Below are 20585 nucleotides of genomic sequence, written 5' to 3' on the forward strand. Positions count from 1 at the left end.
CGGACCGAGTAGTCTCCTATCGGCCTCGAACTGCGCCCACCCGACGTTGACGCAGGGTCGAGACACAACCCGAATATCTCAACCCGAACACCCGAACCCGACCGCTCCGGTCGGTGCCGATGATCTCCCCGGATCTCGGTGCCGTCGACTCGAGCAGCCGGAACCCGAAGCACCCTGCGCCGCGCACCCCCGCGGCGTGAGGCTCCAACCCCCCAGGAGCGCACCACCATGTCTCGTAAAGCAACCCGCCGTGCCGAACGTGCCACCTCGCTGCGTCGGCGCATCCTCGCCGGAGCCACCGCGGTCATCGTCGGCCTCGGACTCGCCGTAGGCGGCGTCACGCCCGCGATGGCCACGCCGCCGTCCTCATCGCTGCCGACGATCGCCGGAGTCACCTTCACCCAGGAGAACGGGCTCACGTGCGACAAGGCCGGTTATCAGAAGCCTGGGGCGATGAACGCGAGCAGCGGCACGTTCACCGCACCGTGGGGCTCTGCGACGTGGACCCAGAACGGAGCCTTCAACTGGACTCTCACGCCCGGCTATGACGTTGATTTCTGCGTGAAGGGGTCGACGATCGTCGCGGGCATCGACTCGAGCGCATATGACGGTTCCTCGTTCGACTTCAAGTCGCAGACGGGGCACGGCACCTCTCACGTCGGGTACCGCATTGTCTCGACACCGGAACCGACGATGATCGTCGACTGCGTCGAGATCAGCTACGAGACGCAGCGGCCGCTGAACGGCGCGGACCACATCAACGTCGACGTCGTGTACAACGGGGTCGAGGGTCAGATCAACCTCGAGATCAACGACAACAAGCTCGCGAACGGCGACCCGGACAGCACTTCCGGATTCCACGCATACCTCAAGTTCGCGGCCGCTTTCGGCATCGACGACGTGAAGATTCCCATCTCGCAGGAGGAGCTCGACTCGGGTGTTCTGCGATTCGAGTACGGGCAGTACTTCACCGGCACCTGGACGATCGAGTGGGTGCAGTTCAACAGCACGTACTTCAACCAGGATCGCGACGAGCTCGAGTTCGTCACGTGCGGCGACCTGCCCACGGACGAGCTCGTCGTGCCGACGGCCTCCATGCAGCAGCTGACGTGCGACACCGATGGCTCCTACACGCTCGGCGATGTCGAGGGCGTCGTCTGGTTCGTCTCGATCGACGGTGGCGAGTACGCCGAGACGCCGCACGGCACGTACCCCGTGACGAGCGCCCAGACCGTCGATGTGCGCGCTGAGACCTCCAGCGACGACTACGGCTTCGCGGCGGAGACGCAGACCGAGTGGACGTTCGGATTCCTGGAACCCACCGACTGCCCGGCGCCGCCCGAGTGCATCCCCGACGAGTACATCTCGTACACGTACGACGCCAGCACCAACTCGGGCGTCGTCACCGTCACCCAGCCCGCCGGTGACGACTACACCGACCAGCTGTGCGCGCCGCTCTACGTGACCGCAGCCGCGTGGGCCTTCAACAGCCCCACGTCCCTGTGAACGCAGACTCTCGTGGACTCCGAGGAGATCAACGACGGTGTCGCGATCACGGAGGTCGGCGAGTACGAGTACGGCATTCCGGTCGACTGCGGCCAGGGCGACATCTACGCTTCGCGCACCGCCTTCCCGAACCCCTCCCCGCTGCTCAACGGGCCCAACCAGCCCGCATGGCCCGAGGGCGTGACGCCGTGGGACTTCGAAGAGCGCTTCTTGCACAACATGGGGTTCGACGGCCCGAACCCGACCTACACCTACACCGATCCCGGGTGCAACGCGGAAACCCCGATCGCGCCGACCGTGAGCTACATCGTCGAGTGCGGAACATACGGCTCGATCTCTCTGCCTGACGACAACCCCTACGTCTCGTACACCGTCCGCAATGCGGACGGCGACATCGTCGACGTCGAGGCTGCTCGCGAGGGCGAGTTCACCGTCACCGCGCACGCCTCCTTCCCCTACATCCTGAAGGACTACCCCGAGGGCGGCTGGACCTACGACCTCGGCGAGTACGTCGAGTGCCCCGTGACCCCCACGGCCACGCCGACCCCTGAGACCTGCCTCGACGGCAACGGCACGATCGTCTTCGGAGACGTCGACGGCATCGCCAGCTACTCCGTGGAGGGCATCGAGGGCACCTTCGCTCCCGGCGCGACTCTCACGGGCCTCTCGGCCGACACCTACACCGTGACCGCTGTGGCCGAGGACGGCCTCGAGCTCGCCACCGGCTCCTCACCGTTCGACGTCGAGGTCACGTCCTCGACCGAGAACTGCGGCGTCGCGACTGCCTCAGTGGACACCACCGACCCGTCGTGCTTCAGCGGTGAGACGCTGGATGAGTCCGGATTCTCATTCTCCGACGGTGTCACCTGGTCGGTCATCGACGACGGGGCGACAAGCGGCGCCTTCGAGGTACTGTTCACGGCTCCCGAGGGCAGCCTGTTCAGCAACGGGACGCGGACCCTCATGGCCACCGGGGATCTTGCTCCGGCGCTCGGCGAGGACGAGTGCGTCCTGCCCGTGACGAATGCGTTCCTGGCCTTCACCGACGCCACGTGCCTCGAGTCGCAGGCACTCGACGTCGACGGCTTCCTGTTCGACTCCGAGCTCGCCTCGATCGACGAGACGACGGTGGAGGAGAACGGTGACTACACGGTCGTCTTCACGGCGGTCGGAGCCAACACGACGTTCGACCAGAGCCCCGACGTCGATGCGGAGGGCCGCGAGGTCTCGACGGACGGCAAGACGCTGACCTTCACGGGCACTCTCGAGGGTCCCAACGAGGAGCTGTGCGAGCAGCTGCCCGTCGTCGACCCGTTCGAGTACGTCGACACGTGCCTCACGGCGACCTACGCGCTCTATTTCGTCGAGGGCCTCACCTACTGGGTGACGGTCAATGACGACGAGCCCTTCGAGGTCGCCTTCGGCGAGAACGAGGTGTCGAAGACGTTCGCCGCGAACCCGGGCGACTACGTCCTCGCGACGCCGGTCGCTAACCCCGGCTATGTGCTCGCCCCCGACCAGCCGGCACCGCTCGAGCGCACGTTCAACACCTACCCGGACGGCTGCCAGCTGCCCGAGCTCGCCAACTGGCCGGCAAGCGCGACGGCGACCGACGAGGTCTGCACGCCCTTCGGCGTGACGAGCGGATCGATCACCGTGCAGTTCTCGACCGGTCCGGAGGAGAACCCGAACCCGGTGCGTTACTACCTCGCCTACGGCACGGACGCTGAGCAGGAACTCACCGCGGAGACCACCACGCTGCCCGACGGTGACTACGTCGTGACAGCCGTGCTCACCGATCCGGAGGACAGCCTCAACGATTCCGGCAGCGACCCCGTGAGCTTCCCCCTCACGATCGGGGCCGCTGACGAGAGCGACTGCGACCTGCCGACGCTCGCGATCACCGGGGCGAGCAACGCCGTGACCGGAGTCGGTATCGGCGCGGTCATCATCATCCTCGCGGGGCTCGGCTTCGTGCTTCGACGCCAGCTCGTGGAATAGCCCCGCGACCACAGCGCAGCCCGGCGTGCCGGACCGACCCGAAAACGGTCTGTCGCGCCGGGTTGCATCACCCCCACAACTGAATATCCCAGCAGTACCCGCTACAACCCACCCGAACCTCACACGCCGTACCCGACGCGCGAGGCTCCTCCTCACCCTTCAGGAGCAAAGATCATGAGAACTCGACAGCGTATCCTCGCGGCTGCGACGGCCACAGTCGTCGCACTCGGCATGAGTCTCGGCGGCGCTGGCGCCGCCTTCGCCGACCACAATGGCGGTGGAGCCACGGTCGATGACCTGCCTACCGTGACCGGTGTCACCCTCACCGACGACAACGGCCTGACGTGCGACGGCGCGGGTTACACCAAGCCCGACGCGATGAACGCGCCCTCGGGCACCTACTCCGCCGATTGGGGATCGGTGTCCTGGAACGGCGCGAGCTTCACGTGGACACTCAACGCCCAGTACGACGTGGACTTCTGCGTCAAGGGCTCGACCCTGGTCGCGGGCGTCGATACGTCGGCGTTCGCCGGTACGACCTACGACTTCTCGGCGCAGACGGGGCACGACATCTCACACACGGGCTTCCGCATCGTGTCGACTCCGCAGCCGACGCCGGTCACCCCGAGCGCGACGGCGACGCAGTACAGCTGCGTCGATGAGGCCGTGGCGGGCGGATACATCACGGTCGACCTCACCGTGCCGGGAGTCACTTACTCGATCGAGGACGAGTCGGGCAACCCCGTGGCGTTCGACGGGACCACCGGTCGTACCGCCGCTCTACCCGCTGGCGACTACACCGTCGCCGGCGTCGATGCGGACTCCGGTGATCTGTACACCGCGACGCCACTCAACCAGAACGCGACGATCAACGAGTTCACCGAGGACTGCACTGACCTGCCGACGTTCCCCAACTGGCCGGCATCGGTGACCGTGACCGATGAGGCGTGCGTCGACTACACGGTGACCGACGGCGCGATCAACGTCGTGTTCCCGGAGGGCTCGGAGGAGAACCCGAACCCGATCCGGTACTTCATCGACTACGAGGGTGAGGACGAGCAGGAGCTCACCCAGGAGTCGACGGTGGTGCCGGCGGGCAGTTATGTCGTCACTGCTGTGGTCACCGACCTCAATGACAGCGTCAACGACAGCGGTACGAGCGCGGAGTTCCCGGTCACGGTCGAGGGCGTCGACGCGGCGGCGTGCACTGATCTGCCCTCCTACCCGAATTGGCCGGCATCGGTGACGGTGACGGATGAGCAGTGCGTGCAGTTCTCCGTGACCGACGGCGCGATCAACGTCGTGTTCCCGGAGGGCTCGGAGGAGAACCCGAACCCGATCCGGTACTTCATCGACTACGAGGGTGAGGACGAGCAGGAGCTCACCCAGGAGTCGACGGTGGTGCCGGCGGGCAGTTATGTCGTCACTGCTGTGGTCACCGACCTCAATGACAGCGTCAACGACAGCGGTACGAGCGCGGAGTTCCCGGTCACGGTCGAGGGCGTCGACGCTGAGGAGTGCGACTTCGACTTCCCGACCTTCCCGAACTGGCCCGCCTCGGTCTCCACCACGGACGAGGTCTGCGGACCCTTCGACGTCGTGAGCGGCTCGATCACGGTCACGTTCCCGGCCGGGTCGGTCGAGAACCCCACGCCGGTGCGCTACTTCATCGACTACGAGGGTGAGAACGAGCAGGAGCTCACTGAGGAGACAACTCAGGTTCCCGCTGGCAGCTATGTCGTGACCGCCGTCGTGACGGACCCGAACGACAGCGTCAACGACAGTGGCACGAGCGACGTCTTCGCGGTCGCCGTAGCCGGTCAGGACGCCGACGAGTGCGGTGAGCTCGAGACGCTGGCCTACACGGGAGCGAGCGACCTCACGGGTGCCTTCGGGCTCGCGGCACTGCTCATCACCCTCACCGGCATGGGCATGGTCGTCGCACGCCGTCGCGTGGAGGCCTAGGAACAACGCCTAGCAGTCACTGACGCACAGCACCACGAACCGGGTGTCGCCCTCCAGGCGGCACCCGGTTCGTGCTGTCACGCTAGAGGCATGATCAGCACCGGACTCGCGAGGAGACTGCGCGACGCTGGGCTCTCCTGGACGCCCCGGTCGGGCGACCGATTCCACATCGACCGGCACGAGCTCGACGCCGACGTCTTCACGGTGAGCGAGCTCACGATCGAGGCGCACGACTACCCCTCCGGCACCGTGCTCGGCTTCAACGGCACGACCGAGTGGGCGCTCGACTCCGTCGACCTCGGCGACACCCTGTGGCTCCCCCACGAGGATCAGTTGCGCGACCTGCTGCGAACGGCCTTCCGCTCGCTCGAGGTCGTCGACGATGGCTACCGCGTGACGATCCAGCTCGATGGCGAGCTCACCGAGTTCGAGAGCGTCTCAGCGCCCGAGGCCTACGGCCTCGCCCTGCTCGCCCTGCTCGAGGGACTCCGCCCCTGAGGGCCGCGGCGCGCTTCGGGAGCGCTCCGCGCCCACCTCGAGACCGAACAGCGTCTCGACCGCGTCGGCCACCGCCTCTGCCCGCCCGGCGGCCGCGTGGCGTCGCGCCATGATCGACGGGGTGTGGAGGAACACGCTCGTGAGGTGACGCAGGGCCTCCTCGACCCTCCCGTCGTCACCGCGCGCTCGTGCGCGGGCGATCTCGCCGTCGACGAGCTCGAGAACGTGCTGGCGCAGCGCCACGACGGCGGGCTGGACGGCAGCGTCGGACACGAACGAGTGAGCGGCGGCATCGACGACGCCCCGGGCATCCTCTTCGGCGGACCAGTGGACGAGCGGCGCGTGCACGCGGATCGTCTCAAGGTCGAGAAGCGTCACCCCCTCGAGCTCGCCGACTGCCGCATCGACGTTGCGGGGCAGGCCCAGATCGACGATGAAGCACCGGGCGTCCGCAGGTACGTCCTCCACCCCGATCGACAGGCGCGCCGTGCAGGTCACGACGACATCAGCCCAGATGAGGGAAGCGCCCAGGTCGTTGGTGGGATCGCTGGCCGTGCGGGCCGCGAAGACCTGCGCGCGGCCGCTCGGCGAGTACACGCGGATGCGATCGGCGCCGCGTTCGCGCAGTGCGGCGACCGTCGTCGCCGCGTACTGGCCGGTGCCGACGAGCAGCACGTTCACGCCGCCCCAGTCGGAGAGGCGGCTGCCCACGAGGTCGAGCGCGAGCCGGGCGAGAGACCGACCGGTGCGGCTCGCATCGCCCTTGGCCCGCGCCGCTCGTGCGGTGCGCGTCGCCTCCTGGAAGGCCCGGTCGAGCGTGGGAGTGGTGGTGCCCGCCTCGCGCGCGAGCTGCGCCGAGCGCTTCACCTGACCGGCGATCTCCTCCTCGCCGACGGCGACCGACTCGAGACCGGCGGCAACCGAGAACAAGTGGTGCACGGCGCCGGCGCCGTCGAGAAGCTCGGCGTTCTGCGCTACCGCGGCCTCCTCCACACCGGCGAGCGATTCGAGTGCACCGAGCACCGAGCGCTGCGCGAGCTCGCGCGCGAGAAGATCGGGCGCGTCCACATCCAGGTAGACCTCGAGCCGATTGCACGTCGCGATCGACACCGCGCCGCGAATCGCGGGGTGCGCATCGTGCACCGACCGAGAGAGTTCGGCGGCGTCGACCGCGAGTCGTTCGAGGAGCTCGAACGACGTGTTGCGGTGGTGAGCGGTGATGCAGAGGAGCACGAGGACCCATCCTACGGCGCGTGAGCCGACGAACCCTGACATTCCCCCAGGGGGTATTGCCGAGGGTGCCTCAGAACAGCGAGTTCACACTCCAGGCCGCCTATCCTGGTCGGGTGCCTCTGCGCCCCACCCACCCCCTCGTCGACGGTCGCACGACCGATTCCGCCCTCGTACGCGCCTACCGCGGCGACCGACCGGAGCAAACCCCCGTGTGGTTCATGCGGCAGGCCGGGCGATCCCTGCCCGAGTACCGTGAGCTGCGCGCGCGCGGCGACATGCTGCAGGCGTGCCTGACGCCCGAGCTCGCGAGCGAGATCACCCTGCAGCCCGTGCGGCGCCACGGCGTCGACGCCGGCATCTTCTTCAGCGACATCGTCGTGCCCGTGCTGCTTGCCGGAGTCGAGGTGAGCATCGTCGCGGGGCGGGGGCCGGTGCTCGAGCATCCTGTGCGATCGGCCGCCGATGTGCTCGCGCTGCGCCCCCTCGACCCCGCCGCGCTCGACCCCGTGCGCGAGGCCGTCGCCCTCACCGTCGAGCAGCTCGGCGCCACGCCGCTCATCGGCTTCGCCGGCGCCCCCTTCACGCTCGCCTCGTACCTCATCGAGGGCGGACCCTCGAAGGACCAGATCAGGGCGCGTGCGCTCATGCACAGCGACCCGCACACGTGGGCGACGCTGCTCAACTGGTGCGCCGACGTCACGGGCATGTTCCTGCGTGCGCAGGTCGAGGCGGGCGCGAGCGCCGCGCAGCTCTTCGACTCCTGGGTCGGGTCGCTCTCGCGCGCCGACTACCAGCGCCGCGTCGCGCCGCACTCGAAGCGCGCCCTCGACCACCTGCGCGGGCTCGACGTGCCCCGCGTGCACTTCGGTCTCGGCACCGATCGCATCCTGCCGCAGATAGCCGCCCTCGGCGTCGACGCGATCGGCATCGACTGGCGGTTGCCGCTCGATGAGGCGAGCGCGGCGTTCGACCACGCGATGCCCCTGCAGGGCAACATCGACCCCGCCCTGCTCACCGCTCCGTGGAGCGTGCTCGCCGCGCACGCCGACGACGTGCTCGAGCGAGGCCGCCGCGCGCCCGCCCACGTGCTCAACCTCGGGCACGGCGTGCCCCCGGAGACCGACCCAGACACGCTCACGCGCCTCGTCGCCCACGTGCACGGCGACCGACCCGAGCATGACTGACCCGAGCCCCAGCGAGCGCGCTCCCGTCGCGGGGGCGCCGCCCGCCGCGATCGTCGTCGGCGCGGGTGTCGCGGGCCTCGTCGCCGCTCGCGAGCTCGTGCTGCAGGGCTTCACCGTGCGCGTTCTCGAGGCCGACGCGGTCGCCGGAGGCCAGGTGCGAGCCCACGAGGTCGCCGGCATCCGCCTCGATTCCGGCGCCGAATCGTTCGCGACGCGCGGTGGCATCGTGCGCGACTATCTCGCGAGACTCGACCTCGAGCACCGCATCGTGAGCCCGGACGACCGGGGGGCGTGGCTGCACAGCGCTGAAGACCGCGCGGCGCGGCTGCCCGCTGTGAGCCTCCTCGGCATCCCGTCCGCCCCGCTCGCGGCGGACGTCGTGAGCATCGTCGGGCGGCGCGATGCCTGGCGCGGGATGCTCGACACGGTGCTACCCGGGCCCGTCGGCGCGAAGTCCGCCACCGTCGGCGAGCTCGTGCGCCGCCGCATGGGTGACGGCATCCTCGAGAAGCTCGTCGCGCCCGTCGTCGAGGGCATCCACTCGCGGCACCCCGACGACCTCCCGCTCGGCGCCGTGCCCGGGCTCGCGCACCACCTCCTGCGAGAGAACTCGCTCGGCCGCGCCGTCGCCCGGCTGCGCATCGACGCCCCCGCGGGCAGTCTCGTCGCGGGCCTCGAGGGCGGCATGAGCGTGCTCGTGGAGGCGCTGCTCGCCGAACTCGACCGCTTCGGCGTGCCCGTGCACTACGGCACGCGAGTCGCCGAGGTGCACGACGATCGCGTCGTGCTCGCCACAGACGACCCGGATCACGACGGCGAGCAGCTCGAGGGGCGGGTCGTCGTCGCAGCACCCGGCCTCGTCGGCGCCGGTACGCGCACCGCGACCCACCTCGTGACGCTCGTCGTCGACGCTGATGCTCTCGGCGGCAGAGATGCTCTCGCCGAGGCGCCCCGCGGCACCGGCGTGCTCGTCGCCCGAGGCTCGAGCGTGCGCGCCCGAGCCCTCACGCACCTCACCGCGAAGTGGGAGTGGGTGCGCACAGCCGCCCACGGCCGTGAGGTGCTGCGCCTGAGCTACGAGCACGATGCGACCGTCGACCAGGCCCGCGAGGACGCGGGCAGACTGCTCGGCTTCGCTCTGCCCGCTGCGAGCATCGTCGGCTCGACGGTGACCACGTGGCACCGGGCCGGCCGCATCGAGGCGAGCGGGAGCATCCCGATCGTCGGTGAGCAGGTCGCCGGAACCGGGCTCGCCGCCATCATCGACCACACCCAGCGCACCATGAAGGAGCTGCAGCCGTGAGCGACACCCTCGCCTACACCCTCTACGTCGTCCTGCGACGGGATGCCGCCCGCCCCGCGAGCGGCGGCGGCGTCGCGCACGCCGTGGCCGCCGTCACCGAACGAGGAGTGACGGTGCGCGGCGTCTACGACGTGAGCGGCCTGCGCGCCGACGCCGACATCATGCTGTGGCTGCACGGCGCCGACCCCGAGGCGCTGCAGTCGGCGGTGCGGACCCTGCGCCGCGCCGAGCTGCTGAGCGGGCTTCTGCCGACGTGGAACGCCATGGGGGTGCACGTGCAGGCCGAGTTCAGCCGCAGCCACGCGCCCGCCTTCATGCTCGGCAAGGAGCCCAAGACCTGGCTGTGCGTGTACCCGTTCGTGCGGTCGTACGAGTGGTACCTGCTGCCCGACGAGGAGCGGCGCGACATGCTCGCCGAGCACGGCCGCAAAGGCAGCGCCTTCACCGGCGTGCTCGCCAACACGGTCGCGAGCTTCGCCCTCGGCGACTACGAGTGGCTGCTCGGTCTCGAGAGCGACGAGCTGCTCGACCTCGTCGACATGATGCGCGACCTCCGTTACACGGAGGCTCGCCGGCACGTGCGTGAAGAAGTGCCGTTCTACACCGGCCGCAGGCTCGACGATGCCGAGCTCGACGCCCAGATCCTGGAGGTTCTGCGATGACGCTGAGTTCATCGAACATCTCGAACAACGGTCTCGGACCGGACGGCAAGGCCGTGGTGGTCGACCTGGCCGACGGCCACTACGAGGGCGAGCAGTTCGCGCGCGCCGCGACCGACACGGCGCAGGCCTTCGCCGTGCCCGGGCGCGTCGAGGCGCCCGTCGCCTACGACGCCGTGATCCTCGCCGGCTTCGGCGGCCCCGAGGGTCAGGACGACGTCATCCCGTTCCTGCGCAACGTCACGCGCGGGCGCGGCATCCCCGACGAGCGCCTCGAGGAGGTCGCGCACCACTACCGCCACTTCGGCGGGGTGAGCCCCATCAACGAGCAGAACCGCCAGCTGCAGGCGGCGCTGCAGGCCGAGGCTGATCGTCGGGGCCTGGGGATGCCGATCTACTGGGGCAATCGCAACTGGGATCCCTATCTGCCCCAGGCCCTGCAGCAGGCCTTCGACGACGGCCACCGCACGATCCTCGGCCTCGCGACGAGCGCCTACAGCAGCTTCTCCAGCTGCCGCCAGTACCGCGAGGACTTCGCGAAGGCCCTCGACGCGACGGGCCTGTGGGGCCAGGTGCGCATCGACAAGGTGGCCCAGTTCTTCGATGCGCCCGGCTTCGTCGCCCCGTTCGTGACGGGCGTCGCGGATGCTCTGCGCGAGCTGCTCGCGGCCGGCACCGACCTCGCCGCGACGCGTGTGCTGTTCGCGACCCACAGCATCCCGACCACCGATGCCGAGCGCAGCGGCCCTCGAGATGTCGACTGGGGCGAGGGTGGCGCCTACGCGGCTCAGCACCTCGCCGTGAGCGAGGTCATCATGCAGCGGGCGCTCGCGACGCTCCGAGACGAGGGCGCCGACGTGCCTGAGGTCGAGTGGCAGCTCGTCTACCAGAGCCGGTCCGGCCCTCCCACGCAGCCCTGGCTCGAGCCCGACATCAACGACGCGATCGGCGAGCACGCTGCCGCGGGCGCGACGACGATCGTCATGGTGCCGGTCGGCTTCGTGAGCGACCACATGGAGGTCATGTGGGACCTCGACACGGAGGCGATGGAGACCTGCGAGGAGCACGGGGTGGCGGGCGTGCGCGTGCCGACTCCCGGCGTCGACCCCGTCTATGTGAGCGGGCTCGTCGACCTCATCGAGGAGCGCCTGCGGGGCACGCCGACCGTCGAGCGCGTTCGGGAGACGACCCTCGGGCCCTGGTACGACGTGTGCCGGCCGGGCTGCTGCGAGAACGTGCGCGCGGGCTACAAGCCCGCCATCTCGGGGTTGCAGCCGTGACGGCCGCCCCACCGCCGACACCCGACGTGGCGCCGATAAGGCTCGGCACTCGGGGCAGCGCCCTCGCCCTCGCGCAGTCGCAGCGCGTCGCCGACTCGATCGCGGCCCGTACGGGCCTCGAGGTCGAGCTCGTGACGATCACGACGCACGGCGACACCTCGCCAGAGCCGCTCGCGAGCATGGGCGGCGCTGGCGTGTTCGTCACCGCCGTGCGCGAGGCGCTCCTGGCGGGGGAGTGCGACGTCGTCGTGCACTCGCTCAAGGATCTGCCGACCACCCCGCATGGCGAGCTCGTCATCGGTGCGATGCCGAAGCGCGCGGATGCGCGGGACGCCGCGGTCGTCGGGGGCGGGGTTCCGCTCGCCGAGCTGGCGCCGGGCGCGCGAGTGGGCACGGGCTCACCGCGACGCCGCGCGCAACTGCGCCGCCGGTTCCCCGAGCTCGAGGTCGTCGAGCTGCGGGGCAACGTGGACACCCGGCTCGCGCGCGTCCTCGGCGACCGGGAGGGCGTGGCGGCCGACCTCGAGGCGGTCATCCTCGCCGCCGCGGGGCTCGAGCGTCTGGGCCGCGACGATGCCATCACCGAGCACCTGGGGATCGATGGCTGGCCGACCGCCCCGGGGCAGGGAGCCCTGGCGGTCGAGGTGCGTCGCGGCACGCGCGGCCCCCTCACCTCCGCCCTGCAGAGCCTCGACCACGGCCCCACGCGCACGGCCGTGGACGCCGAGCGGGCCGTGCTGCGCCTGCTCGAGGCGGGCTGCTCGGCGCCTCTCGGCGCCCACGCCTTCCTCGATGACGGCATGCTCTTCCTCGCCGCACGCGTGTACTCGCCCGAGACGGGCGAGCAGGTCTCGAGCGCGCATGCGCTGTACGTCGCCGACACGCGCACTCCCGGGGAGGACGCCGCTGCGCTCGTCGTCGATGAGCTGCTGCGGCAGGGTGCGGCCGACCTCGCGCCTCTCGGCGGTGCGCGATGAGCGGCCTCGGCCCGCGCATCCGCCCCCGCCGTCTGCGTGCGACGCCCGCTCTGCGCCGCCTCGTCGGCGAGACGGAGGTGGCAGCCCGGCGCCTGGTGCTGCCCGTCTTCGTGCGGGAGGGCCTGAACGCCCCGCAGCCGATCGGCTCGATGCCGGGCGTCGAGCAGCACAGCCTCGACAGCGTGCGCGCGCTCGCCGCCCGCGCGGCCGAGGCTGGGCTCGGTGGGCTCATGCTCTTCGGCGTTCCCTCGACGCGCGACGCGACGGGAACGGGAGCGACCGACCCGGACGGCATCCTCAATGTGGCGACGCGCGCCGTCGTCGCCGAGGTCGGCGACAGTCTCGTCGTGCAGACCGACCTGTGCCTCGACGAGTTCACCGACCACGGGCACTGCGGCGTGCTGGATGCTCAGGGCCGGGTCGACAACGATGCCACTCTCGAGCGCTACGCGGCCATGGCGATCGCGCAGGCCGAGGCGGGCAGCCAGCTGCTCGGCCTCAGCGGCATGATGGACGGCCAGACGCGCGTCGTACGCGACGCGCTCGACGCCGCGGGATACTCCGACACCGCAACGCTCGCCTACTCGGCCAAGTTCGCCTCGGCGTTCTACGGGCCCTTCCGCGATGCGGTCGAGTCGGCGTTGCAGGGTGATCGCCGCACCTATCAGCTCGACCCGGGCAACGGCCGCGAGGGCGTCCGCGAAGCGGCGCTCGACATCGACGAGGGCGCCGACATCGTGATGGTCAAGCCCGCGCTGCCGTACCTGGACGTACTGCGCCGCGTTGCCGACACCTCCCCGGTGCCCGTGTGGGCCTACATGGTCTCGGGGGAGTACGCCATGATCGCCGCTGCAGCGCAGAACGGCTGGATCGACGGCGACCGCGCTCAGCTCGAGGCGCTCACCTCGCTGCGCCGGGCCGGCGCGGACGCGACCCTCAGCTACGCGGCGCTCGACCTCGCCGAGAAGGGACTCCTGTCATGACCCGCTTCGTCTCCGGGCGCACCTCGGCCACGAACGCCGAGGCCTTCGAGCGCGCCCTCGCCGTCTCGCCGGGGGGTGTCAACTCGCCCGTGCGCGCGTTCGGCTTGGTGGGCGGCACCCCGCGCTTCCTCGCGAGCGGCCGCGGCCCGTACGTGACCGACATCGAGGGCACTCAGTACGTCGACCTCGTGGGGCAGTGGGGCCCGGCGCTGCTGGGCCACGCGCATCCCGATGTCATCGCGGCCGCCCATGCTGCCGTCGATCACGGCCTCGGGTTCGGGGCCGTCTCGACGGGAGAGGTCGACCTCGCCGAGCTCGTGCTCGATCGCCTCACCCTGACCGCCGCGGACGGCACCGAGCGCCGCGGTATCGAGAAGCTGCGCCTCACCTCGACGGGCACCGAAGCGACCATGACCGCGATCCGCCTGGCGCGCGGGGCGACCGGTCGGCCGCTGCTCGTGAAGTTCGCCGGCCACTACCACGGGCACTCCGATTCGCTGCTGTCGGAGGCGGGGTCGGGCATCGCGACGCTCGGCATTCCCGGGTCGGCGGGCATCACCCCCGAGACGGCCGCGCAGACGATCGTGATCCCCTACAACGACGAGGCGGCGCTCGCCGAGGTCTTCGCGACGCACGGTGATCGCATCGCGGCCGTCATCACGGAGGCGGCCGCCGCGAACATGGGGGTCGTGCCTCCGAAGCCGGGCTTCAACCGGCTCCTCGCCGACACGGCGCATGCTCACGGCGCCCTGCTCATCAGCGATGAGGTCATGACCGGGTTCCGCGCGACGGCCGCGGGCTGGTGGGGCCTCGAGGAGCGCGAGGGCACACCGTACGATGCCGACCTCACGACGTTCGGCAAGATCATCGGCGGCGGTCTGCCGCTCGCGGGTCTCGGCGGTCGCGCCGAGGTGCTCGACCTTCTCGCTCCGCTCGGGCCCGTCTACCAAGCAGGCACGCTGAGCGGCAATCCGGTCGCGGCGGCGACGGGCGCGGCGATGCTCGCGGGGGCCGACCCGGCCGTCTACGACCGGCTGACGAGCGCCGCGCGGCAGATCGGCGACGGCCTGTCGTCGGCTCTCGCCGCGGAGGGCGTCGTGCACACGGTGGCGTGGGCGGGCTCGCAGTTCTCGATCTTCTTCCGCGAGACGGCCCCGCAGAACTACGCCGAGGCCCAGGATCAGGAATCGTGGCGATACCCCGCCTTCTTCCACGGGATGCTCGACCACGGCGTCTCGTTGCCGCCGAGCGTCTTCGAGGCGTGGTTCGTCTCCGCCGCGCACGACGACGCGGCAGTCGCGCGCGTGCTCGAGGCGGCGGCCCCCGCTGCTCGGGCCGCCGCCTCGGCGTCGCGCTCCTGACCGGCGCCGCGCTCCTGATGGGCGTCGACAGACTGCCCCACCGCGCGCGGGCGCGTGTTCGCTACTCGAGCGCGGCGACCGCCGCGGCGAGCTGAGCGACGGTCTCGTCGAGGCCCCACGTGAGCGAGAGGGCCGAGGGGGGCGAGACGGAGGAGATGAACTCGGCGCCGACGATCGGCGCGATCGCCCCCGCCTGCACCTGCGGCATCGCCTGGGAGTATCCGGCGTCGAGGAAGGTGTCGACCTCCTCCTGGGTCGTGCCGTAGACGACGAGAACGTCGCTCGTGAGCTCGCTCAGCCGCTCGTGGGAGAGGGTGAATTAGAAGGGCGACTCGTCGGTGTCGAGCTCGTCGACGGCCGCGGCGTTGGTGAAGCCGAGGTCGAGCATGAACTCCACGCGGGGGTCCTCATCGGCGTAGACGTAGAATGTCGCCGCGCTGTCCCACACGGCGGCGAGGCTGACGCCCGCGAACTCGTGGTGCTCTGCGGCGGAGGCGGCGATCGCGTCCTCGATCCCGGTGAGCACGTCGTCGGCTTCCGCACGCAGGCCGAGTGCGTCGCCCGTGATGGTGATGACCTCGCGCCACGGCGTCGACCACGGCTGGTCGGGGAAGGCGACGACGGGAGCGATCTCGCTGAGCGTGGCGTACTGCTCCTCGGTGAGCCCCGAGTAGTGCGCGAGGATGACGTCGGGGTCGGCCGCGGCGATCTCCTCGAAGGGCACGTCCTCCCCGGTGTCGGGCAGCACCGTCGGCAACGGCTCTCCCGTCTCCTCGAGGGCCTCACGAATCCAGGGCAGCACGCCCTCTGCGTCTCCCGCGTAGGCCTGGAAGGGCATCGCGACGGGCGTGACGCCGAGGGCGATCGCGGCATCGGTCGTACCCCAGCCCCACGTGACGACGCGGTCGGGCTGCTCAGGGATCACGGTCTCGCCGTAGGCGTGCGCGATCGTCACGGGGAAGCTCGCGTCGCCGGGCGAGCCGTCCGGTACGTCGGCGGTCTCGGCGGCGCACCCGACGAGTGCGATGGTCGCGGCGGCGAGGCCGGCGAGGGCGGTGCGTCGCAGAGCGCGCAGGGGAGTGGGGGTCACGAAGGTCTCCTAGACAGGGCGAACGGGAGGGACGGTGCGCGGTCGCGCGGGTGGGCTCGAAGAGGGCCCGAAGCGACCATGCTTAGGTAAGGCTAACCTTATATCTAGCGAGCCTGCGCTGCAACCGCCCGCGGCAGCACGACCGGGCGGCCGGTATCCGGATCGGTCAAGAGGAGCGCCTCGATGCCGAACGCGCGCTGCAGCACGGCGGGCGTCATGGTCCTCTCGGCCGACCCCTGCGCCACGATCTCGCCGTCCGCCAGGACGACGACCTCGTCCGCGTAGCGGGCGGCGAGGGTCAGATCGTGCAGCACGACCACGACCGTCATGCCGCGCGCGACCTCCGCCCGCAGCACATCGAGCACCTCCGTCTGGTGGGCGATGTCGAGCGAGCTCGTCGGCTCATCGAGCAGCAGGATGCGGGGCTGCTGGGCGAGGGCCATGGCGATCCAGGCCCGCTGGCGCTGGCCGCCCGAGAGCTCGTCGACACGACGGCTCGCGAGCTCGGCAGCGTCGGTCGCGTCGAGGGCCGCAGCGACGACCGCGTCGTCATCACTGCGGTGCCCGCCGAAGATGCCGTGATGGGGGTAGCGGCCGCGCGCGACGAGGTCGGCGACGATGATGCCCTCGGGTGCGATCGGGCTCTGCGGCAGCACGCCCAGGATGCGGGCGAGCTCGCGCCCCCGCAGCTCGGTCACGTCGCGCCCCTCGACGAGCACGCGACCCGAGAGCGGTGTCATGAGCCTGCTGAGTCCGCGCAGAAGCGTCGACTTGCCGCTCGCGTTCGCGCCCACGAGCACGGTGAGCGAGCCGGGGGCGATCTCGAGATCGACGCCGCGCACGACGATGCGCTGGTCGTAGCCGAGGGTGAGCCTCTCGGCCCGCAGGGCGGGTGTCGTCATGTCTCCTCCATCATCGGGGCCCGGTCGCGGGTCGGGAGCCGAGCGCGCGATCGTGCGGATCCTCGTTCGCCGCGCACGAGGATCCACAGCAGGAACGGAGCGCCGAGCGCGCCCGTGGTGAGACCGACGGGCGGGCGCAGAGAGCCGGGAAGCAGATTCTGGCTCACGAGGTCGGCGGCGAGCACGATGAGGGCTCCGGTGAGTGCGGCCGTGGCGAGCGCGGGGCCGCGGCCGCGCATCCGGCGAGCGAGAGGGCCGGAGACGAACGCGACGAACGCGATCGGTCCCGTGACGGCGACCGCGATCGCGGCGAGGATGCTCGACCCCGCGATCGCGAGAACCCGAGTGGCGACGGGCCGACCGCCGAGCGCTCGCGCGGTGTCGTCGTCGAAGGCCTGCAGCGAGAGGGCGTGGGCGCCGAGCACGAGCGCGAGGACGACGACCGCGAGGGTCACCGCGAGCAGCAGCAGGTCGGAATCGCTCGGAGAGCCGACGCTGCCCACGAGCCAGAAGTAGGCCGACTCGGCCTGCACGAGCGAGGCGCGTGTGAGCGCGAACCCGAGCACCCCCTGGGCGAGGAAGGCTACGGCGATGCCGACCACGACGAAGCGCGCTCCGGCGACGCCGCGCCCGCTCGTGAGGAAGACCACCGCGGCGGCGCCCAGCGCGCCTCCGAGCGCCGCGCCGCTCACGGCCCAGCCACTCGCTCCCCCGGCGATCGCGAGCACGGCCGTGGCGCTCGCGCCACCCGTGATGCCGACGATGTCGGGGCTCGCGAGCGGATTGCGCACGACGGACTGCAGGAGGGCTCCAGCCAGGCCCAGAACCGCGCCGGCCAGGAGTGCGAGCAGCAGGCGCGGCAGGCGCAGCCCGAGCACGATGAAGCTCGAGCCGCCCACGTCGAGACCGAGGAGCGCGCCGGCGACCTCGGCGGGGGGCACGGTCACGGCGCCGGCCCCGAGGGCGACGACGCTGAGCGCCGTGAGGCACACGAGAAGAAGGAGCATCACGAGAAAGCCTCGACGGCGATCGTGCGAGCGGTGTCGCTCGAGCCCGCTCACACCGCCACCCGCGCAGACCGGACCAGGCCGATGAGAAGGGGGGCGCCGAGCACGGCGATGACGATGCCGACCTCGATCTCGGCCGGGGGAGCGACGACCCTGCCGAGCGTGTCGGCCACGAGCAGGGCGGCGGCGCCGACGAGGGCGGAGGTGGGCAGGAGGATGCCGTGGCGCGTACCGACGAGAGCGCGAGCGGCGTGCGCGGCGAGCAGACCGACGAAGACGAGCGGGCCGGCGAGCGCCGTCGCCGTGCCGCACAGCAGAACGATGCTCGCGAGGGCGAGCCCGCGCGTCGAGCGCAGCCGGAAGCCGAGCCCGCGCGCCACATCGTCGCCCAGGGCGAGCGCGTCGAGGGGCCGCGCGAGGAGGGCGGCGAGGATGCCCCCGAGCAGGAGGAGAGGCAGGAGGGCGGTCGCGAGCTCGAGGTCGCGGGCCGTGAGCGAACCCACCGTCCAGAAGCGATACCGATCGAGGGCCGCGGGGTCGCTCAGCAGCACGAGCGTCGTGAGCGAGGTCAGCCCCGCCGTGACGGCGGCGCCGGCGACGACGAGCACGGCCGGAGTCGTGAGCGAACGGGTCGACGCGGCGACGATGGCGATGAGCACCGAGGCCAGGAGAGCGCCGAGCAGGGCACCGGTGGCGATGCCGAGCGGCGAGACCACGCTGAGCATGGAGATCGCGACGACGACGGCGAAGGACGCGCCCGCGTTCACGCCGAGCAGTCCAGGGTCGGCGATCGGGTTGCGCGTGACGCCCTGCATGACCGCTCCGGCGAGACCCAGCGCGGCACCGGCGGCGAGACCGATGAGGGTGCGGGGGATGCGCAGCTCGACGATGACGATGGCATCGACCTCCGCTGCGCCGAGGCCGGTCGCGTCGAGCACCGCTCCCTCGAACGCGGAGGCGAGGATCACGTCCACGAGCGTGAGCGGGTCGATCGCGCGCGCGCCGATGGCGAGGCTCGCGAGAACGGCGAGCACGACGACGGCGCCGGCGATCGCGGTGCCAGCCGTCCGCGGCGCGAGCCGGCGGACGGTCACTGGGCTTCGGAGCGACCGTCGCGCCAGTAGCCCATGAAGGCAACGTTGCGACGATCGACGCCGATGTCGCTCACGAGGTGCCGGCGAAGAGACTTCACGGTCGAGGCCTCCCCGGCGATCCAGGCGCAGAAGTCTCCCGTGCTGGGGTCGACCGGGGAGTCCCAGAGCAGCTCCGCGTCGACATCGATATCGTCCAGCTGCTGCGGGGCGAGGGAGACCGCGCTCGCGAGCTCGGCGGTGTGGCGGGGCAGCCAGGCGCGCACGGCGCGCTCGAGCAGCTCGCCGCGCGGAGCGATCGCTTCGAAGCCGTGCGCGGTCTCGCAGCCAGCGTCGCGCGCGAGCCAGGCGACGCGAGAGATGCCGCGAGGGACGAGCGAGAGGATGTCGGCGCTCGAGGGCACCTCGATGAACGCCTGCGCCGTGATGCGGGGGTCGAGCGATTCGATGATCGAGCAGATGGCCGGAGCGGCCGTCTCGTCACCGGCGAGCAGCACGTGCCGGGCCGAGCCCGGTCGCCAGTCGATTCCGACGGTCGGGTCGGCAGTGCGCGCATCCGGGCCGACGATGATGACCTCGTCTCCCACCGTCGCGCGGCGCAGCCAGCTCGCGGCGGGGCCGTCCCTGTGGCCCGACGTGGCGGGGTGCAGCACCATGTCGACATCGAGCTCGCGTCGCTCGGGCCGGATGGCGCGCACCGTGTATGTACGGAAAGGACTGCGGTCAGCAGCGGGCAGCGCTCGCCAGCGGGCGTACCAGCTGCCCTCGCGCACGACGCGCTCATCGTCGGCGCCCACGTCGCACAGGCCCCCGTCGGCGGAGGGAAGGATGAGCTTGATGCGCTGATCGAGCCCTGTCGTGCCGAAGACCTCGAAGTCGGGCCCGGTGAAGGTCACGCGACGGAAGCTGGGGCTCAGCGGCAGCACGCGAGCGACCGTAGCGCGGTACGGACGGTAGGCCGGCCAGGCGACCGCGGTGCGCTCAGGTGAGGTAAGCATTGCCTAAGTATGCACGCGACCCGCGCGTCGGCGCCAGCCGTGCCGTCCTGGGAATCCCCTCCGTATTCCCCGACGGGCACGGGTCGGGCGGCACTACGCTGGAGACCCGCGGACGCTCCACATCCGTGCCCATCGCAGAAGGAGGAGCCATGAGAGGCAAGATCCTGTTCGCCGCTGGACTCGGCGTCGGCTACGTACTCGGCACTCGCGCGGGACGCGAGCGCTATGAGCAGATCAAGACCGCGTCTGCGCGGCTCTGGAACGACCCCCGCGTGCAGGAGCGAGTCGAGCAGGCCGAGGACTTCGTGAAGGACAAGGCGCCCGAGGTCGCCGGCTTCGTCTCCGACGGCGCCAAGAAGATCGTCGGGGGCATCACGGGTCGCAGCGCGAAGCCGAGCAGCTCGCGCTCGAGCGGCGCCAAGAAGTCGGGCTCGACCTCGAGCGGCAGGACGAGCTCCACTGGGAAAGCCTCGTCCGCGAAGAGCTCGTCGGCGAAGAGCTCCACCGCCAAGGGCTCCGGCTCGACCACGAACTCCTGATCGGCGGT

The 20585-nt window shown here is 70.9% G+C and carries 19 protein-coding genes; 12 read left to right on the top strand and 7 right to left on the bottom strand.

Annotated features, from left to right (window positions below; translation table 11 throughout):
• Positions 1-228 precede the first annotated feature (228 nt).
• From HUJ41_RS00235 to HUJ41_RS00250, 4 genes are all read left to right on the top strand, one after another.
• Positions 229-1506, top strand: coding sequence for a hypothetical protein (locus HUJ41_RS00235; protein ID WP_179872865.1), 1278 nt, complete (start codon positions 229-231; stop codon positions 1504-1506).
• Between the two features lie 12 nt (positions 1507-1518).
• Positions 1519-3507, top strand: a complete 1989-nt coding sequence (locus HUJ41_RS00240) for a hypothetical protein (protein ID WP_179872866.1) — start codon at positions 1519-1521, stop codon at positions 3505-3507.
• A gap of 174 nt (positions 3508-3681) precedes the next feature.
• Positions 3682-5472, top strand: a complete 1791-nt coding sequence (locus HUJ41_RS00245; protein WP_179872867.1) for a hypothetical protein — start codon at positions 3682-3684, stop codon at positions 5470-5472.
• A gap of 90 nt (positions 5473-5562) precedes the next feature.
• Complete coding sequence (locus HUJ41_RS00250; protein WP_179872868.1) at positions 5563-5970, top strand: pilus assembly protein CpaE; 408 nt, start codon at positions 5563-5565, stop codon at positions 5968-5970.
• Here the strand turns inward: HUJ41_RS00250 and HUJ41_RS00255 are convergent.
• Positions 5911-7203 (bottom strand): glutamyl-tRNA reductase, encoded by a 1293-nt coding sequence (locus HUJ41_RS00255; protein ID WP_179872869.1) that lies wholly within the window; start codon positions 7201-7203, stop codon positions 5911-5913. The genes HUJ41_RS00250 and HUJ41_RS00255 overlap by 60 nt on opposite strands.
• A 113-nt stretch (positions 7204-7316) precedes the next feature.
• Here HUJ41_RS00255 and hemE point away from each other — a divergent pair, with 113 nt between their 5' ends.
• From hemE to HUJ41_RS00290, 7 genes are read left to right on the top strand one after another with little or no spacing between them, the layout of a single operon-like run.
• Complete coding sequence (gene hemE / locus HUJ41_RS00260) at positions 7317-8387, top strand: uroporphyrinogen decarboxylase (RefSeq protein ID WP_179872870.1); 1071 nt, start codon at positions 7317-7319, stop codon at positions 8385-8387.
• Positions 8380-9690 carry a protoporphyrinogen/coproporphyrinogen oxidase gene (locus tag HUJ41_RS00265; protein WP_179872871.1) on the top strand — a complete coding sequence of 437 codons (1311 nt, stop codon included), beginning with the start codon at positions 8380-8382 and terminating at the stop codon, positions 9688-9690. Before hemE ends, HUJ41_RS00265 begins: the two co-directional genes overlap by 8 nt.
• Positions 9687-10352: a hydrogen peroxide-dependent heme synthase gene (gene hemQ, locus HUJ41_RS00270; protein ID WP_179872872.1), complete on the top strand. Its 666-nt coding sequence runs from the start codon at positions 9687-9689 to the stop codon at positions 10350-10352. The genes HUJ41_RS00265 and hemQ overlap by 4 nt, the downstream gene beginning before the upstream one ends.
• A complete protein-coding gene (locus HUJ41_RS00275) occupies positions 10349-11629 on the top strand; it encodes a ferrochelatase (RefSeq protein WP_179872873.1) in 1281 nt (426 codons plus the stop codon). Before hemQ ends, HUJ41_RS00275 begins: the two co-directional genes overlap by 4 nt.
• A 26-nt stretch (positions 11630-11655) precedes the next feature.
• Positions 11656-12606, top strand: a complete 951-nt coding sequence (gene hemC / locus HUJ41_RS00280; RefSeq protein WP_179873801.1) for a hydroxymethylbilane synthase — start codon at positions 11656-11658, stop codon at positions 12604-12606.
• On the top strand, positions 12603-13589 hold the full coding sequence (hemB, locus tag HUJ41_RS00285; RefSeq protein ID WP_179872874.1) for a porphobilinogen synthase: 987 nt from the start codon (positions 12603-12605) through the stop codon (positions 13587-13589). The genes hemC and hemB overlap by 4 nt, the downstream gene beginning before the upstream one ends.
• The gene (locus HUJ41_RS00290) at positions 13586-14950 is read left to right on the top strand and encodes a glutamate-1-semialdehyde 2,1-aminomutase (RefSeq protein ID WP_179872875.1); all 1365 of its coding nucleotides are present in this window, start codon (positions 13586-13588) and stop codon (positions 14948-14950) included. Before hemB ends, HUJ41_RS00290 begins: the two co-directional genes overlap by 4 nt.
• A 61-nt stretch (positions 14951-15011) precedes the next feature.
• Here the strand turns inward: HUJ41_RS00290 and HUJ41_RS12690 are convergent, their stop codons facing one another.
• The 6 genes from HUJ41_RS12690 to HUJ41_RS00315 form a co-directional block, all read right to left on the bottom strand.
• Positions 15012-15158, bottom strand: coding sequence for a hypothetical protein (locus HUJ41_RS12690; protein WP_246299259.1), 147 nt, complete (start codon positions 15156-15158; stop codon positions 15012-15014).
• 111 nt (positions 15159-15269) lie between these two features.
• A complete protein-coding gene (locus HUJ41_RS00295) occupies positions 15270-16040 on the bottom strand; it encodes an ABC transporter substrate-binding protein (protein ID WP_246299260.1) in 771 nt (256 codons plus the stop codon).
• A 104-nt stretch (positions 16041-16144) separates the two neighbouring features.
• The gene (locus HUJ41_RS00300; protein WP_179872876.1) at positions 16145-16942 is read right to left on the bottom strand and encodes an ABC transporter ATP-binding protein; all 798 of its coding nucleotides are present in this window, start codon (positions 16940-16942) and stop codon (positions 16145-16147) included.
• Positions 16939-17949, bottom strand: a complete 1011-nt coding sequence (locus HUJ41_RS00305) for a FecCD family ABC transporter permease (protein WP_246299374.1) — start codon at positions 17947-17949, stop codon at positions 16939-16941. Before HUJ41_RS00305 ends, HUJ41_RS00300 begins: the two co-directional genes overlap by 4 nt.
• A 50-nt stretch (positions 17950-17999) precedes the next feature.
• A complete protein-coding gene (locus HUJ41_RS00310; RefSeq protein ID WP_179872878.1) occupies positions 18000-19043 on the bottom strand; it encodes a FecCD family ABC transporter permease in 1044 nt (347 codons plus the stop codon).
• Complete coding sequence (locus HUJ41_RS00315; protein ID WP_179872879.1) at positions 19040-20038, bottom strand: siderophore-interacting protein; 999 nt, start codon at positions 20036-20038, stop codon at positions 19040-19042. Before HUJ41_RS00315 ends, HUJ41_RS00310 begins: the two co-directional genes overlap by 4 nt.
• A gap of 149 nt (positions 20039-20187) precedes the next feature.
• On the opposite strand from HUJ41_RS00315, the gene HUJ41_RS00320 reads away from it, so the two are divergent.
• The gene (locus HUJ41_RS00320; protein ID WP_179872880.1) at positions 20188-20577 is read left to right on the top strand and encodes a YtxH domain-containing protein; all 390 of its coding nucleotides are present in this window, start codon (positions 20188-20190) and stop codon (positions 20575-20577) included.
• The last annotated feature ends 8 nt before the right edge of the window (positions 20578-20585 follow it).

This window comes from Microcella indica (genome assembly GCF_013414345.1).
GTDB classification, from domain to species: Bacteria; Actinomycetota; Actinomycetes; order Actinomycetales; family Microbacteriaceae; genus Microcella; species Microcella indica.

Bases quoted from the DNA above. Each gene is read 5' to 3' on its own strand.
- HUJ41_RS00300 (WP_179872876.1), bottom strand. From the start codon at position 16,942: ATGACGACACCCGCCCTGCGGGCCGAGAGGCTCACCCTCGGCTACGAC.
- HUJ41_RS00305 (WP_246299374.1), bottom strand. From the start codon at position 17,949: ATGCTCCTTCTTCTCGTGTGCCTCACGGCGCTCAGCGTCGTCGCCCTC.
- hemB (WP_179872874.1), top strand. From the start codon at position 12,603: ATGAGCGGCCTCGGCCCGCGCATCCGCCCCCGCCGTCTGCGTGCGACG.
- HUJ41_RS00315 (WP_179872879.1), bottom strand. From the start codon at position 20,038: ATGCTTACCTCACCTGAGCGCACCGCGGTCGCCTGGCCGGCCTACCGT.
- HUJ41_RS00245 (WP_179872867.1), top strand. From the start codon at position 3,682: ATGAGAACTCGACAGCGTATCCTCGCGGCTGCGACGGCCACAGTCGTC.
- HUJ41_RS00265 (WP_179872871.1), top strand. From the start codon at position 8,380: ATGACTGACCCGAGCCCCAGCGAGCGCGCTCCCGTCGCGGGGGCGCCG.
- HUJ41_RS00275 (WP_179872873.1), top strand. From the start codon at position 10,349: ATGACGCTGAGTTCATCGAACATCTCGAACAACGGTCTCGGACCGGAC.
- HUJ41_RS00320 (WP_179872880.1), top strand. From the start codon at position 20,188: ATGAGAGGCAAGATCCTGTTCGCCGCTGGACTCGGCGTCGGCTACGTA.
- HUJ41_RS12690 (WP_246299259.1), bottom strand. From the start codon at position 15,158: ATGCCGCAGGTGCAGGCGGGGGCGATCGCGCCGATCGTCGGCGCCGAG.
- HUJ41_RS00235 (WP_179872865.1), top strand. From the start codon at position 229: ATGTCTCGTAAAGCAACCCGCCGTGCCGAACGTGCCACCTCGCTGCGT.
- HUJ41_RS00250 (WP_179872868.1), top strand. From the start codon at position 5,563: ATGATCAGCACCGGACTCGCGAGGAGACTGCGCGACGCTGGGCTCTCC.
- HUJ41_RS00290 (WP_179872875.1), top strand. From the start codon at position 13,586: ATGACCCGCTTCGTCTCCGGGCGCACCTCGGCCACGAACGCCGAGGCC.